Raw genomic sequence first — 15329 nt, 5'->3', positions numbered from 1 at the left:
GATGAGCAACACCGACAACGCCGACAACACCGAGACCACCGACAACGGCGACTACGCCGGCTACACCACCGGCGAGCCCGTCATCGACACCAAGGCCCCCGCCGGCCCCATCGCCGAACGCTGGGACCGCCGCCGCTTCGAGGCCAAGCTGGTCAACCCGGCCAACCGCCGCAAGCACACCGTCATCGTGGTCGGTACCGGCCTGGCCGGTGGCGCGGCCGGCGCGACCCTCGCCGAACAGGGCTACCACGTGGTCCAGTTCTGCTACTCCGACTCCCCGCGCCGCGCCCACTCCATCGCGGCCCAGGGCGGCATCAACGCCGCCAAGAACTATCGCAACGACGGCGACTCCGTACACCGCCTCTTCTACGACACCGTCAAGGGCGGCGACTTCCGCGCCCGCGAGTCCAACGTCCACCGCCTCGCCCAGATCTCCGTCGAGATCATCGACCAGTGCGTGGCCCAGGGCGTCCCCTTCGCCCGCGAGTACGGCGGTCTCCTCGACACCCGCTCCTTCGGCGGCGTCCAGGTCTCGCGCACCTTCTACGCCCGCGGCCAGACGGGCCAGCAACTGCTCCTGGGCGCCTACCAGGCGCTGTCGCGCCAGATCGCCGCGGGCAATGTCGAGATGCACGCCCGCACCGAGATGCTCGACCTGATCACCGTCGACGGAGTCGCGCGCGGCATCGTCGCCCGTGACCTGATCACCGGGAAGATCGGCACGCACTACGCCGACGCCGTCGTCCTGGCGAGCGGCGGCTACGGCAACGTCTTCTACCTCTCCACCAACGCCATGAACTCCAACGCGACCGCCATCTGGCGGGCGCACCGGCGCGGCGCCTACTTCGCGAACCCGTGCTTCACCCAGATCCACCCCACCTGCATCCCGCGCACCGGCGACCACCAGTCGAAGCTGACGCTGATGAGCGAGTCCCTGCGCAACGACGGCCGCATCTGGGTCCCGAAGGCCAAGGGGGACACCCGCCCCGCCGCGGAGATCCCCGAAGCGGAGCGCGACTACTACCTGGAGCGGATCTACCCCTCCTTCGGCAACCTCGTGCCCCGCGACATCGCCTCCCGTGCCGCGAAGAACGTCTGCGACGAGGGCCGTGGCGTGGGCCCCGGCGGTCAGGGCGTGTACCTCGACTTCGCGGACGCCATCCGCCGCATGGGCAAGGACAAGGTCGCCGAGAAGTACGGCAACCTCTTCGACATGTACGAGCGGATCACCGCGGAGAACCCGTACGAGGTCCCCATGCGGATCTACCCGGCCGTCCACTACACGATGGGCGGACTGTGGGTCGACTACGACCTCCAGACCACCGTGCCCGGCCTGTTCGCGATCGGGGAGGCCAACTTCTCCGACCACGGCGCCAACCGGCTCGGCGCCTCCGCGCTCATGCAGGGCCTCGCCGACGGCTACTTCGTCCTGCCCTCCACCATCAACGACTACCTGGCCCGCAACCCGCACCACGACACCGTGGACGACACCCACCCCGAGGCGGCGGCCGTCGTCCGTGAGACCCGCGACACCCTCGCGAAGCTGCTCGCCGTCGACGGCGACCGCACCCCGGACTCCTTCCACCGCGAGATCGGCGAGCTCATGTGGGAGTTCTGCGGCATGGCCCGCACCGACGCCGGCCTGCGCAAGGCCCTCGCCCGCATCCCGCGGATCCGCGAGGAGTTCTGGCGGCGGATCAAGGTCCCGGGCAGCGGCGAGGAGTTCAACCAGTCGCTGGAGAAGGCCAACCGCGTCGTCGACTACCTGGAGCTGGCCGAGCTGATGTGCCTCGACGCGCTCCACCGCGCCGAGTCCTGCGGCGGCCACTTCCGCGAGGAGTCCCAGACCCCCGACGGCGAAGCCGCCCGCCGGGACGAGGAGTTCGGCTACGCGGCGGCCTGGCAGTACCAGGGCACGGGCGCGGCGCCCGTCCTGCACAAGGAAGACCTCGTCTTCGAGTACGTCCACCCCACCCAGCGGAGCTACGCATGAAGCTCACCCTGCGCGTCTGGCGCCAGCGAAACGCCGACGCCCCCGGCGCCATGGCCTCCTACGAGGTCGACGGCATATCGAAGGACATGTCCTTCCTGGAGATGCTCGACACCCTCAACGAGGGCCTCATCCTGCGCGGTGAGGATCCGGTCGCCTTCGACCACGACTGCCGCGAAGGCATCTGCGGCGCGTGCAGCCTCGTCATCAACGGCGACGCCCACGGCCCCGAGCGGACCACCACCTGCCAGCTCCACATGCGGGCCTTCGCCGACGGCGACACCATCGACATCGAACCGTGGCGGGCCTCGGCCTTCCCGGTGGTCAAGGATCTCGTCGTCGACCGCAGCGCCTTCGACCGGATCATCCAGGCCGGCGGTTACATCACCGCCCCCACCGGCTCGGCCCCCGAGGCGCACGCCAACGCGGTGCCGAAGGCCGACGCCGACTACGCCTTCGAACACGCCGAGTGCATCGGCTGTGGCGCCTGTGTGGCGGCCTGCCCCAACGGCTCCGCGATGCTGTTCACCTCCGCCAAGGTCAACCACCTGAACGTGCTGCCGCAGGGCTCGCCCGAGCGGGAGACCCGGGTCCTGGACATGGTGGCCCGGATGGACGGCGAAGGCTTCGGCGGCTGCACCCTGACCGGCGAATGCGCCACGGCCTGCCCCAAGGGCATCCCGCTGCCGTCGATCGCCGCGATGAACAAGGAGTGGCTCCGCGCGGTCCGCAAGGGGTAGCGCCCACCGCCCTCGGGCCGGGCGAGACCCCGGCGGAGGGACCGACGACGGATCCGAGCCAGGGACCCGAACGAGGGACCCGAACGAGGGTGCCGATCCGCCGACCGGGGGCTCGTGGTGGCCGTACGTCGCGCCGCGCCCGGGCGGCATCCCGGCCGTGGGGGACAGTGACCCCATGCCACAAGCCCCCGCCGGGTCCGGACCGCGCCGCCGAGCCGTGCTGGCCGCCGCCCTCGCCCCGCTCGCGGTGGCGGGCTGCACCACCGAGTCCGCGCGCCCGGCCCCCGGCCCGAAGGCTCGTCCCAAGGACGCCCTCGTCATGATCATCCGGCACGGGGAGCAGCCGCCCCCCGGGGACACCGGCGAGGACGACGACGGCAACGAACACCCCGGGTCCCTGGCCGGCCGGGGCGAGCGCCGCGCCGAGGAACTCCCGCGGTTGTTCCCCCCGACGGCCCGGGCTCCGCTGCCGCGCCCGACGGTGATCTTCGCGACGGGCGGTGGCCCGTCCGCACCCGCCCGCAGCAAGCAGACCGTGGAGCCGCTGGCGGCGGCCCTGCGCCTGCCCGTCCGCGGCGAGTTCGCCGTCGGGGCGGAGCCGGCCCTGGCGCAGGCGGTGCTGGCCGCGCGGATGCCCGTACTCGTCTGCTGGGAGCACTCCGGCATCCCCGGCCTGGTCCGTGCCCTCGGCGCCCACCACGTCCTCGGCGTCCCCGCCGCCTGGCCCGACCGCCATGACCTGGTCTGGATGTTCACCCGCCACCAGGGCCGATGGGAGTTCCGCGAACTCCCGCAACACCTGTTGCCCGGCGACGCCTAACACGTCGGGCGACGCCTGGTACGTCGATCGGGCTCCGGCGAAGGGTGACCGGTAGGGAGCCCGCCGGCTCGTCGGTCCGGGAAACCCCTCCTAGAGCTGAGCGCCCGCGGCGTCGGCTTTGGCCTCGTTCCTGGGCAGGGAGACCGCGGCGGCGAGTCCGATGAGCCCGGTGGCCGCGAGCACGATCATCGCGGCGGCGTAGGCGCCGGTACTGAGTCCGGCGACGAGGATCGTGCCGGCCACGGCGGTGCCCAGGGACGAGCCGAGATTCGACACGCTGCGGGAGAGGCCGGAGATCTCGCCCTGCCGCGCCTCGGGGAAGCTCGACTGGACGACGTTGACCGAGGGGGTGAGCATCACACCCAGGCCCAGCCCGAGCAGCAGGAGCCCGGGGGCGAAGGCCCAGGCGCTCGCGAAGCTGTTGACCATGGCGATCAGGATGACGATGCCGACGATCGCGAGGGCGAACCCCGTCGTGATGAGCGTGCGCTGGGCCCGGCGTTTCGCGAGACGTTCGGCGGCGAGGGAGGAGGCGAGCAGGCCGAGGGTCGCCGCGGTGAAGATGACGCCGGTCTGGACGGCGTTGTAGCCGCGCACGACCTGGAGGTAGGCCGCCACGGTGAACGAGGAGCCCATGAGCAGCAGCCACTGGACGTTCTGGGTGATCATGCCGAGGTTGGACGTGCGGTTGCGGAACAGGCTGGTGGACAGCAGCGGTTCCTTGCCGGCGGCCTGGCGGCCGCGGATGTGCCGGAAGAACCACAGCAGGGTCAGTGCGCCGAGCACGAGCAGGCCGATCATCAGCCAGAGGTTGTTGTCGGCGGCCAGGATGCCCATGACGACGAGGACGAGGCCGGCGGCCGAGAGTACGGCTCCGACGGTGTCGAAGGGGCGCGTCGGGTCTGGCGGCAGGGGGTCCTCGAGGTGACGGCTCAGGAAGATGATCACTGCGATCACCACGGCCTGGAACACGAAGGCGGCCCGCCAGCTGATCCATGAGGTGATGAGCCCGCCGATGAGCGGCCCGGCGGCGGCGCCGATGCCGCCCAACGCCATGATGGCTCCGAACGCGCGGGCCCGAGAGGTCATGTCCGTGAAGAGGAGCGTGGCGAGGATGTAGACGGGCGGGATGAGCAGGGCCGTGCCGACACCTTCCAGGATCGAGTTGCCGAGGATCAGGACGCCCAGGCCCGGGGCGGCGGCGGTCAGCAGGGCGCCGACCCCGTACACGGCCAGGCCGGCGAGGAAGCAGCGCTTGCGACCGTACCGGTCGGTCAGCTTGCCGCCGGGGATCATCAGCGCGGCCATGACGAGCAGGAAGACCGTGATCGCGACCTGCACGCCCTGCACGGTCGTGTCGAGGTCCTCGCTGATGTCGTTGATCATCACGTTCATGTTCGAGCCGGCGAAGCTGCAGATGAACTGTGCGAGGGCGAGGGGTGCCAGGACCCGCCGTCGAGCCGTCGAGGGGGCTCCCGAGGTGCCCACGTCAGGCACCGGCCCCGCCTCCTCGGCTCGGGGGACGCAGATGTCCGGGGCTGCTCTGCGGCCGCGTCTCGGCCTTGTCGAGTTGTTCGTCCAGAGCCATGGCCGCGGCGACCAGGGCGAGATGGGTGAACGCCTGGGGGAAGTTGCCCAGTTGTTCGCCTGAAGGCCCGATCTCCTCGGCGAACAGGCCTACGTGGTTGGCGTAGGTGAGCATCTTGTCGAAGGCGTACCGGGCCTGGTGCAGTCTGCCGGACTGCGCCAGAGCCTCGACGTAGAGGAAGCTGCAGAGGTTGAACGTGCCCTCCGAGCCGCGCAGACCGTCGGGGGAGGCCTCCGGGTCGTACCGGTAGACCAGGCTGTCGCTGACCAGTTCCTGGTCCATGGCGTCGAGGGTGGTCAGCCAGGCCGGGTCCTTCGGGGAGAGGAAGCCCACCCGGGGCATGAGCAGCAGTGAGGCGTCCAGGACGTTGGTGTCGTAGTGCTGTACGAACGCCTGCCGCTCCTCGTTCCACCCGCGTTCGACGATCTGCCGGAAGACCGCGTCCCGGGCCCGCGTCCAGCGGGGGACGTCGGCGGGACGGGAATGGTCGGTCGCCAGGTGTACGCCGCGGTCGAAGGCGACCCAGGTCATCAACCGGCTGTAGGTGAAGTCCTGGCGACCCCCGCGGGTCTCCCAGATGCCTTCGTCGGGGCGGTCCCAGTTGTCGGCGAGCCAGTCCAGCACGTCGCTGATGGCCTTCCAGCCGCGGATGGCTCCTATGTCACCGGCGACCAAGAGGGCGTCGGCGGCCTCGCCGTAGATGTCGAGCTGGAGCTGGTCGGCCGCCGCGTTGCCCGCCCGTACCGGGGAGGAGCCCATGTAGCCCTCCAGGTGGTCGAGGGTCTCCTCGGTCAGATGGGGCTCCCCGTCGACCCGGTACATGATCTGCAGGGGGTCGCCCGAGGCGGTGGCGCCGGCCTCGATGCGGTCGCGCAACCAGCGCCGGAAGGCGTGGGCCTCGTCCTCGAAGCCCAGGTCGATCAGGGCCCGGACCGACAGCGAGGCGTCACGCACCCAGGTGTACCGGTAGTCCCAGTTGCGCTCACCGCCGATCTGTTCGGGCAGTCCCATGGTCGCCGCGGCGATGGGCGCTCCCGTGGGGGCGTAGGTGAGCAGCTTGAGGGTGATCGCCGAGCGGTTGACCATGTCCCGCCAACGGCCGCGATAGGTCGAGGAGCGCAACCACGTGTGCCAGAACGTGCGGCAGGCCTCCAGCTCCTCGGCGACGGCGTCGAGGGAAGGCTGCGGCGGGACGGCGCCGCCGCTCGCGGAACTGGTCAGCACGAAGGCGGCCACTTCACCGGCCTCAAGGGTGAAACGGGCCGTCAGGCCGTCACCTTCGGTGGTCAGTGTGATGTGGCCGGTGGACTGGAGATGAAGATCGGTTCCCGGCCCGTGGAAGAGCGCCGAGTGGTCGTCGGAGCGGGTGATGGTGTGGGGCGCACGGGCGTAGTCGAAGGCCGGGCGGCAATCGAACGTGAAGGTCAGGCTGCCCCGGACCACCCGGGCGACCCTGACCATGCGGTGGCGGTCCGTGGCGACGCCGCCTTCGATCGGTGCCATGAAGTCGGCCACCTCGCCGACCCCGCCGGGTGCGAGGAAACGGTTGACCAGGACGGCGGTATCGGAGAGGTACAGCTGTCGAACCGTCGCACCGCTCCCCTCCGCAAGGTCCGCGGTGAGCCGACAGTAGCCTCCTCGATCACTGTCCAGCAGCGATCCGAAGATGCTCGGGGAGTCGAAGCGGGGCGTGCACCACCAGTCGATCGTTCCGCCGGAAGACACCAGCGCGGCCGTTTGGAGATCGCCGACCATGCCGTGCTCGGCAATGGGTGGGTAACGGTTCACTAGCCCTCCTTCGCGCCAAACCGAAGCGCCGGACAGCTCGGAAGCGGGTCACGAGCTGCGTGAGGCACGTCCTCGCCGTCCCGGCGGCCGGAGGCGTCGGCGACCGGGGGGCGTGGCAGCACGCCACTGCGGCAGGGTGCCCTCGGCTCCGAGATGTGCCCCCATGGTCTCAGCGTGCGCCGAACCTCGTCGCCGCGCATGCGGAAGGCGAGGGTGGGGGCGCCGGCGCTCGGTGGTGAGCGAGTTCGACCGGGGTGTCGTGGACGGCGGCGACGTTGCCGCGGCCTGCCCGAGACGGTCGCACGCGGCGTTCGACGGCGGGTGTCCGGACGGGCATCGGACTGCGCGACCGTGCTCGATCCGGCCGGGTTCCGAGCAAGTATTGACATGTACGCGGCACTAGGCTGCACTTGAGCCCCGTTCCGCTCCGCGGCCACAGCGGCTGGAGGCAGCCATGCGTCTGCTCGGACTCCTGATCGCCGCCGTCTGCGCGGTCTGCGCGCCGGCCCTCCCCGGTGCCGACGCCCACCCCACCCCGGTGGCCGCCGCCCACGCCGCCCCGGTGGCCGCAGCCGCGCCGCCGCAGACCGTACCGGCCCTGCGGCAATGGACGGCCGGTGCCGGTACGTACACCTTCACCACCGCCACCCGCATCGCCGTCGACCCCGCCTACACCGCCCAACTCGCCGACGAGGCGGCCACCTTCGCCGACGACCTGGCCGCCCTGACCGGCCGCAGCGTGGCCGTGGTCAGCGCCGCCCCGGCCCCCGGGGACATCGGCCTCACCCTCGGGGAGCCCACCCTGCCCGCCGAGGGCTACCGGATGACCGTCGCCGCCTCCGTCACCATCCGGGCGGCCACCGACACCGGCGCCTTCAACGGCACGCGCAGCGTCCTGCAACTGCTCCACCAGTCCACATCGGTGCCGGCCGGAACGGCGGTCGACTGGCCCGCCAAGCCGGAGCGCGGGCTCATGGTCGACCAGGGGCGGAAGTTCTTTACCGTCGACTGGCTCAAGCAGCACATCAAGGAACTCGCCTACCTCAAGCTCAACACCTTCCACTTCCATCTCTCCGACACCTTCGGCTTCCGTCTGGAAAGCTCCACGCACCCGGAGATCGTCTCCGCCGACCACTACACCAAGCAGGACATCGCCGACCTCATCGCCCTCGGCCGCAAGTACCACGTCACCATCGTCCCGGAGGTGGACACACCCGGGCACATGAACGCGGTGCTGGCCGCGCACCCCGAACTCAAACTCAAGAGCGGCTCCGGCGCCCTCAGCCCCGACTTCATCGACCTCTCCCTCCCCGCCTCGTACACGCTGATCGAAGACCTGATCGACGAGTACCTGCCCCTGTTCCCCGGGCCGTACTGGCACATCGGAGCGGACGAATACGTCACCGACTACACCAAGTACCCCCAGCTCCTGTCCTACGCCCGCGCCCACTACGGCGCGAACGCCACCGCCAAGGACACCTACTACGGGTTCGTCAACTGGGCAGACGCGCTGGTCCGGGCGGGTGGCAAGACCACCCGCATGTGGAACGACGGCATCAAGTCCGGCGACGGGACGCTCACCCCGAACCCCGCGATCGTCGTCGAGTACTGGTACACCTACGGCCTCACCCCACAGCAGTTGGCCGCCGCCGGGCACACCGTCGCCAACGCATCCTGGACGCCCACCTATTACGTGCTCGGCGGCGCCAAACCGGACACCACGTGGATGTACGAGACCTGGACCGCGGACCGCTTCGAGGGCGGCAACACCCTCTCCGACCCGGCGAAGAACCCCGGCTCGCTCCTCCACGTCTGGTGCGACAACCCCACGGCCGAGACGGAGGACCAGATCGCGGCGGGGATCATGTACCCGCTGCGCGCCCTGGCCCAGCAGACCTGGGGTTCGCCGAAGCCGGCGGCGACCTACCCGGCCTTCACCCCGATCGTGGCGGCCGTGGGCCACAACCCCGCCTGGCCGGGCGTCGCCCGACCGGACAACCTGACCCTGGGCCGTCCCACCATCGCCTCCAGCACCGAGACGGCGAACTTCCCGGCTGCCGCCGCGACCGACGGCGATCCCGGCACCCGCTGGTCCAGCGCGTACCGCGACCCGCAGTGGCTCCAGGTCGACCTCGGCGCCGTCCGCCGCGTCGACCGCGTGGTGCTGCGCTGGGAGGCCGCGTACGGCAAGTCGTTCCGGATCCAGCTCTCCGACGACGCCGCCACCTGGCGCACCGTCTACTCCACCACCACCGGCGCGGGCGCCGTCCAGGACCTGACCGGCCTGACCGGTTCCGGCCGCTACATCCGCGTGTACGGCACCCGGCGCGGCATGGCGTACGGGTACTCCCTCTACGAGTTCGAGGCGTACGGGGACCCGACCCACCAGTAGGGGCACATCGCCCGAGCCTCCCAGACGCGAACGGCGAGGATCCCGCCGGCTCACCGACCACGCCGGCTCACCGACCGCGCCGGCTCACCGACCGCGCCGGCTCACCGACCGCGCCGGCTCACCGACCGCGCCGGCTCACCGACCGCGCCGGCTCACCCCAGGGCCTGCGCCAGATAGCGCGCCGTGGCGCTGCCCGGGGTGCGCGCCACCTCGGCCGGGGTTCCGGCCGCGATCACCCGTCCGCCGTCCGCCCCACCGCCCGGTCCCAGGTCGATCACCCAGTCCGCACCCGCCACCACCGCCATGTCGTGCTCCACGACCACCACCGAGTGCCCGGCGTCCACCAGGCCGTGCAACTGCCGCAGCAGCACCCGCACGTCGGCCGGGTGCAAGCCCGTCGTCGGCTCGTCCAGCAGGTACAGCGTGTGGTCGCGGCGCAGCCTCTGCAGCTCCGTCGCCAGCTTGATCCGCTGCGCCTCACCGCCCGACAACTCCGTCGCCGGCTGCCCCAGCCGCAGATAGCCCAGCCCGATGTCCTCCAGCGCCCGCAGGCTGCGCGCCGCCGCCGGGACCCCGGCGAAGAACTCCGACGCCGACTCCACCGTCAGGGCCAGCACCTCCGCGATGCTCAGCCCCTCGTAGCGGACCTCCAGGGTCTCGGCGTTGTAGCGCGCGCCCGCGCAGTCCGGGCAGGGGGAGTACGTACTGGGCAGGAAGAGCAACTCCACCGAGACGAAGCCCTCGCCCTGGCAGGTCTCACAGCGGCCGCCCGGCACGTTGAAGGAGAACCGCCCCGCCTTCCAGCCCCGCTCCCGCGCCTGCGGGGAGGACGTGAAGAGCCGGCGCACCACATCGAACAACCCCGTGTACGTGGCGAGGTTGGAGCGCGGAGTGCGACCGATCGGCTTCTGGTCCACCTCCACCAGCCGCCGCACCGGGAACCGGGCGTCCGCGATCCGCTCCCCGACCTCCCCGGCCAGCGCCTGGCCGACCAGCGTCGACTTCCCCGACCCGGAGACGCCGGTGACGGCCGTGAACACGCCGAGCGGGAACTCCGTGTCCACGCCGCGCAGGTTGTGCCGCTCGATCCCGCTGAGCCGCACCGCACCCGTCGCGGTGCGCGCCGCCCGGGCCGGGGCCGACCCGCCCGGCCCGAACAGGTGCCGGGCCGTCGCCGACCGCGCCACCCCCGCCAGCGCCTCCGGCGGCCCGCTGTGCAGCACCCGCCCGCCGTGCTCCCCGGCCAACGGCCCGACGTCCACCAGCCAGTCCGCGTGCCGCACCACCGCCAGGTCGTGCTCCACCACGAACACCGTGTTCCCGGCGGCCTTGAGCCGGTCCAGTACGCCGAGCAGCGCCTCGGTGTCGGCCGGGTGCAGCCCCGCCGACGGTTCGTCCAGTACGTACACCACCCCGAACAGCCCCGACCGCAGCTGCGTCGCCAACCGGAGCCGCTGCAACTCGCCCGCCGACAGGGAGGGCGCGCTCCGGTCCAGGCTCAGGTAGCCGAGCCCGAGTTCGGCGATCGGCCCGATCCGGGCCCGCAGGTCCTCGATGAGCACCCGCGCCGCCTCCCCGGCGGCGGGCGTGGCGGCCAGCAGCTCGTCCAGGTCGGTCAGCGCCAGCGCCGCCAGCTCCGCGATCGTGCGCCCCGCGAAGGTCACGGCGAGGGCCTCGGGCCGCAGCCTGCGGCCTCCGCAGCGCGGGCACGGCGAGTCGGTGAGGAACTTCTCGGCGCGTGCGCGAAGGGTGGCGCTCTTGCTGTCGGCGAAGGTCCGCATCACATAGCGGTGGGCGCTCATGTAGGTGCCCTGATAGGGGCGTTGGATGCGGTCGGCGTCCCGTACCGGGTGCACGGTGACCACCGGCTGCTCCTCGGTGAACAGGATCCACGCGCGGTCTTTCGCCGGCAGCTCCCGCCAGGGCGCGTCCACGTCGTGGCCGAGCGCCTCCAGGATGTCCCGCAGGTTCTTGCCCTGCCAGGCGCCCGGCCATGCGGCGACCGCCCCCTGACGGATCGACAGGTCCGGGTCCGGCACCAGGAGTTCCTCGCTGGTGTGGTGGACGCGGCCGATGCCGTGACAGGACGGGCAGGCGCCGGCGGCGGTGTTGGGGGAGAAGGAGTCGGAGTCGAGGCGTGCCGCGCCCCGGGGGTAGGTGCCGGCACGGGAGTACAGCATCCGCAGGGAGTTGGACAGCATCGTCACCGTGCCGACCGAGGAGCGCGCTCCGGGGGAGGAGCGCCGCTGTTCCAGCGAGACGGCGGGCGGCAGTCCCGTGACGGAGTCCACCTTCGGGGCGCCGATCTGGTGGATCAGCCGCCGGGCGTACGGGGCCACGGACTCGAAGTACCGACGCTGGGCCTCGGCGTAGAGCGTGCCGAAGGCGAGGGAGCTCTTGCCGGAGCCGGAGACACCGGTGAAGACGGTGAGCGCGTCGCGCGGGATGTCCACATCGACGCCGCGCAGGTTGTGCTCCCGGGCCCCCCGCACCCGGACGTAGGGGTCGTGGGCGTGGGTCTGCGGAGCGGTCTGCGGGTGCATTCGCCCCAGTTTAGGGCTCGCCGCCCACCGCGGCCCCCGCTCCTGCCGCGGTCAGGCCCGCGAGCCGGGCCAGCCGGGTGAACGAGTCCAGCAGCGCCGTACGGTCGTAGGTGGACGTCGTGACCAGCAGCTCGTCGGCGCCCAACGCCCCGGCGACCTCCGTCAGCTCCGCCGCGACCTGCTCCTCCGTGCCGTGGACGTGCCCTTGCAGCGCTCCCTCGTACAGCTCGCGCTCCTTCGCGGTCATCTCCAGCGCCGCGATCTCCTCGGCCGGGCGTAGGGGCGGGAAGGAGCCCCGGGTGCGCGAGTACGCGAGGGACCAGGCCTCCGGGACCAGGATCCGCCGGGCGGCCTCCTCGGTGGCCGCGACCGCCACCGTCCCCGAGACCACCACGTACGGCCGCGCGCCCCACGGCGAGGGCCGGAACTCCTCGCGGTACGCCGCCACGGCCCCGGCCACCCGGCCGCGGGACCGCAGGTCGCCCACGACCACCGGCAGCCCGGCCCGCGCCGCGATCCGCGCGCCCTCGCCGCTGGCCAGTACGTACGCGGGGAGCCGCAGCCCCTCGGCCGGTCGGGCGTGCACCTCGGGGTGGGCCCGCTGGGTGCCGTCGATCCAGCCCAGCAGCTCGGCGAGCTGTTCCTCGAACCGGTCCGCGTCCCCGGTGTCCCGGCCCAGGGCCCGCCGGATCCCGTCGGTGAAGCCGACCGAGCGGCCTAGGCCCATGTCGACGCGGCCGGGGAACAGGGCGTCCAACACCCCGAACTGCTCGGCGACGACCATCGGCCGGTGGTTGGGCAGCATCACCCCGCCCGTACCGACCCGGATCCGCCGGGTGGCGGCGGCCACGGCGGCGGCCAGCACGGTCGGCGCGGAACCCGCCACGCCCGGCACGCTGTGGTGCTCGGCCACCCAGAAGCGGTGGTAGCCGAGCCGCTCCGCCGCACGGGCGAGGTCCACGGTGTCCCGCAGGGCCTGCGGGGCGGGGTGCCCCACCCGGGTGCGGGACCGGTCGAGTATCGAGATTCTCGGGATCACACACTGCTCAACGTCCGCGGACCGCCAGGATTCCCGAAGCCGGGGAGCGGCCTCTACCCTTGCGCCATGTCCCCTGAGAGCGCCGCTCGTCGGCCCCTGGCCGTCTTCGACATCGACAACACTCTGTCCGACACCGACCACCGCCAGCACTTCCTGGAGCGCCGTCCGCGCGACTGGGACGGCTTCTTCGCCGCCGCCCCGGCCGATCCGCCGCTCGCGCGCGGGGTGGCCCTGGCCGTGGAGAGCGCGGCCGACTGCGAGGTGGTCTACCTGACCGGGCGGCCGGAGCGCTGCCGGGCGGACACGGTCGAGTGGCTGGCACGGCACGGACTGCCCGAGGGCCCGCTGTGGATGCGGGGCGACCGGGACCGCCGTCCCGCCCGGGCGACCAAACTGGAGGTGCTCGGCCGGATCGCCCGGGGACGGGAGGTGCGGATGCTCGTGGACGACGACGAACTGGTCTGCCGGGCGGCCCGGGAGGCGGGCTTCCGCGTGGTGCTCGCCGACTGGGCGGCGGACGCGCCGGAACTCACCACCGCCCAGGAGACCGAGGGCCGCACCTGACGCGGCGCCGGACCGTACCCGACGTTCCGCCCGGCCGCCTCCGACGCGAAGCCGGACGGCGTGGTCCGGTCCGCCCGCCCGGGCTTTCGCCCGCCCAGGCTTTCAGCCGCCATCAGCCCTTGTCAGTCCCCGTCAGTCCTCGTCGTCGAGCCGGAAGCCCACCTTCAAGCCCACCTGGTAGTGGGCGACCTCGCCGTTCTCGATGTGCCCGCGCACCTGCGTGACCTCGAACCAGTCCAGGTTGCGCAGCTTCGCGCCCGCTCGCGCGATCCCGTTGCGGATGGCCTGATCGATGCCCTCGTGGGACGTGCCGACGATTTCGGTCACCCGGTACGTGTGCTGGGACATGGGCGTCTCCCGACAGTGGTCGCTGTTGTCTGGTTCCACGGTGCCCCAGTAACTCCGCTCCCGCGAACTTTGCGTGAACAGTCCCGAGGCGGAAGGTCTTGACCAGCCCATTGGTCCATGCCAATTTTCAAGCCATCTGAGATCCGTCCCCAGAAGGTGACTTTCCGTGAAGATGCGCTTCCTCGCCCTGTGCACCGCCCTGGCGGCCGCGACCGCCCTCTCCGGCTGCGCCGGGTCGGCCGGATCGGAGGCGGGGCCCGAAAGGGTGACGCTGTGGCTCATGAAGGGAAGCGCGTCGGACGACTTCATCGCCAAGTTCACCGCCGACTTCGAGAAGGAACACCCCGACATCGACCTCGTCGTCAAGATCCAGGAATGGACGGGCGTCGTCGACAAGGTCAACGCCGTCCTCGAAGGCAAGAGCAAGGAGAACGCCGACGTCATCGAGGTCGGCAACACCCAGGTCGCCCAGTACGTGGAGACCGGCGGGCTGCGCGAACTGACCCTGGAGGGACTGCGCGCCTGGGGCAGCAACGACTGGCTGCGGGGCCTGTCCGATCCCGGCAGCGTCGACGGAGCCCAGTACGGCGTCCCCTGGTACGCGGCCAACCGTGTGGTCATCTACAACAAGGACCTCTTCGCGAGCGCCGGCGTCAAGAGCACACCGAAGACCCGTCAGGAATGGCTCGCGGCCACCCAGAGGCTCGACAAGGGGAACAAGGGGGAAACGGGCGGTCAGCAGGGCATCTACCTGCCGGGCCAGAACTGGTACGTCCTCGCCGGCTTCGTCTGGGACGAGGGCGGCGACCTCGCCGTCGAGAACAGCGGCGAATGGTCCGGCGCCCTCGACGACGAGAAGGCCCTGTCCGCGATGGAGTTCTACAAGCAGCTCCAGAGCCTGGGCGACGGCCCCAAGGACGCCGACGAGGAAACGCCCCCGCAGTCCCAGGTCTTCGCCCGGGGCCAGGTCGCCCAGATCATCGCCCCGCCCGGCCAGGCCCGGGAGATCGAGGCGGCCAACCCCGCGCTCAAGGGCAAGCTCGGCTTCTTCCCGATCCCCGGCAAGACCGCCGAGAAGCCCGGCGCCGTCTTCACCGGCGGCTCCGACCTGATCATCCCGGAGAAGACGAAGCGGCGCGCCCAGGCGGTCGACGTGATCACCGCGCTGGTCAGCGAAAAGTGGCAGACCGAACTCGCCACCACCATGAGCTACGTGCCCAACAAGACGACCCTCGCCCACGTCGTCGAGGGCGACGAGGGCGCCACCGCCATGGCCACCGGCGCCGCCCAGGGCCGCGCCACCCCGAACTCCGCGCACTGGGCCGACGTCGAGGCCAAGAACCCGATCAAGCCGTTCATGACGGCCGTCCTCACCGGTCAGGACCCCAAGCGGGCGGCGGCGACCGCGTCCGACGCGATCGGCAAGATCCTCAACAGCCGACGCTGAGGCCGCCACACCGTCCGAGCACCGAGTTCAGCGTCCGCACATCCCGCCGCCGCTGAGCGGTCATGTCGAA

The 15329-nt window shown here is 71.6% G+C and carries 11 protein-coding genes; 6 read left to right on the top strand and 5 right to left on the bottom strand.

Features of this window, described 5'->3' with window-relative positions; translation table 11 throughout:
- The first annotated feature begins 1 nt into the window (after nt 1).
- The 3 genes from ACFVXJ_RS24395 (at nt 2) to ACFVXJ_RS24385 (ending at nt 3550) form a co-directional block, all read left to right on the top strand.
- On the top strand, nt 2-1993 hold the full coding sequence (locus ACFVXJ_RS24395) for a fumarate reductase/succinate dehydrogenase flavoprotein subunit (protein WP_389664673.1): 1992 nt from the start codon (nt 2-4) through the stop codon (nt 1991-1993).
- The gene (locus tag ACFVXJ_RS24390; protein ID WP_389664671.1) at nt 1990-2730 is read left to right on the top strand and encodes a succinate dehydrogenase/fumarate reductase iron-sulfur subunit; all 741 of its coding nucleotides are present in this window, start codon (nt 1990-1992) and stop codon (nt 2728-2730) included. The genes ACFVXJ_RS24395 and ACFVXJ_RS24390 overlap by 4 nt, the downstream gene beginning before the upstream one ends.
- 175 nt (nt 2731-2905) lie before the next feature.
- Complete coding sequence (locus ACFVXJ_RS24385) at nt 2906-3550, top strand: hypothetical protein (RefSeq protein WP_389664669.1); 645 nt, start codon at nt 2906-2908, stop codon at nt 3548-3550.
- A 90-nt stretch (nt 3551-3640) separates the two neighbouring features.
- On the opposite strand, the gene ACFVXJ_RS24380 is transcribed toward ACFVXJ_RS24385, so the two are convergent.
- Both ACFVXJ_RS24380 and ACFVXJ_RS24375 read right to left on the bottom strand, forming a co-directional pair.
- A complete protein-coding gene (locus tag ACFVXJ_RS24380; protein ID WP_389664667.1) occupies nt 3641-5047 on the bottom strand; it encodes an MFS transporter in 1407 nt (468 codons plus the stop codon).
- Entirely contained in the window at nt 5040-6926 is a 1887-nt protein-coding gene (locus ACFVXJ_RS24375; protein ID WP_389664665.1) for a glycoside hydrolase family 15 protein, read from the bottom strand. Before ACFVXJ_RS24375 ends, ACFVXJ_RS24380 begins: the two co-directional genes overlap by 8 nt.
- Before the next feature lie 454 nt (nt 6927-7380).
- Between ACFVXJ_RS24375 and ACFVXJ_RS24370 the strand changes: the two genes are divergently transcribed.
- Nucleotides 7381-9318, top strand: coding sequence for a family 20 glycosylhydrolase (locus ACFVXJ_RS24370; protein WP_389664663.1), 1938 nt, complete (start codon nt 7381-7383; stop codon nt 9316-9318).
- Nucleotides 9319-9470: 152 nt separating this feature from the next.
- On the opposite strand, the gene ACFVXJ_RS24365 is transcribed toward ACFVXJ_RS24370, so the two are convergent.
- Both ACFVXJ_RS24365 and ACFVXJ_RS24360 read right to left on the bottom strand, forming a co-directional pair.
- Nucleotides 9471-11861 (bottom strand): ABC transporter, encoded by a 2391-nt coding sequence (locus ACFVXJ_RS24365; RefSeq protein WP_389664662.1) that lies wholly within the window; start codon nt 11859-11861, stop codon nt 9471-9473.
- 10 nt (nt 11862-11871) lie between these two features.
- On the bottom strand, nt 11872-12900 hold the full coding sequence (locus ACFVXJ_RS24360; RefSeq protein ID WP_389664661.1) for an MsnO8 family LLM class oxidoreductase: 1029 nt from the start codon (nt 12898-12900) through the stop codon (nt 11872-11874).
- Between the two features lie 66 nt (nt 12901-12966).
- Between ACFVXJ_RS24360 and ACFVXJ_RS24355 the strand changes: the two genes are divergently transcribed.
- The gene (locus tag ACFVXJ_RS24355; RefSeq protein ID WP_389664660.1) at nt 12967-13464 is read left to right on the top strand and encodes a hypothetical protein; all 498 of its coding nucleotides are present in this window, start codon (nt 12967-12969) and stop codon (nt 13462-13464) included.
- Between the two features lie 132 nt (nt 13465-13596).
- Here ACFVXJ_RS24355 and ACFVXJ_RS24350 read toward each other — a convergent pair whose 3' ends face one another.
- Nucleotides 13597-13812 carry a dodecin gene (locus ACFVXJ_RS24350; RefSeq protein WP_361307529.1) on the bottom strand — a complete coding sequence of 72 codons (216 nt, stop codon included), beginning with the start codon at nt 13810-13812 and terminating at the stop codon, nt 13597-13599.
- A gap of 166 nt (nt 13813-13978) precedes the next feature.
- Between ACFVXJ_RS24350 and ACFVXJ_RS24345 the strand changes: the two genes are divergently transcribed.
- Nucleotides 13979-15259 (top strand): extracellular solute-binding protein, encoded by a 1281-nt coding sequence (locus ACFVXJ_RS24345; protein ID WP_389664658.1) that lies wholly within the window; start codon nt 13979-13981, stop codon nt 15257-15259.
- Nucleotides 15260-15329 lie beyond the last annotated feature (70 nt).

Origin of the sequence: Streptomyces sp. NPDC058279 (genome assembly GCF_042881255.1) — a bacterium.
GTDB lineage: Bacteria > Actinomycetota > Actinomycetes > Streptomycetales > Streptomycetaceae > Streptomyces.
The sequence above is the reverse complement of the archived record's forward strand: the minus strand, read 5'-3'. Positions and strand labels throughout refer to the sequence as shown.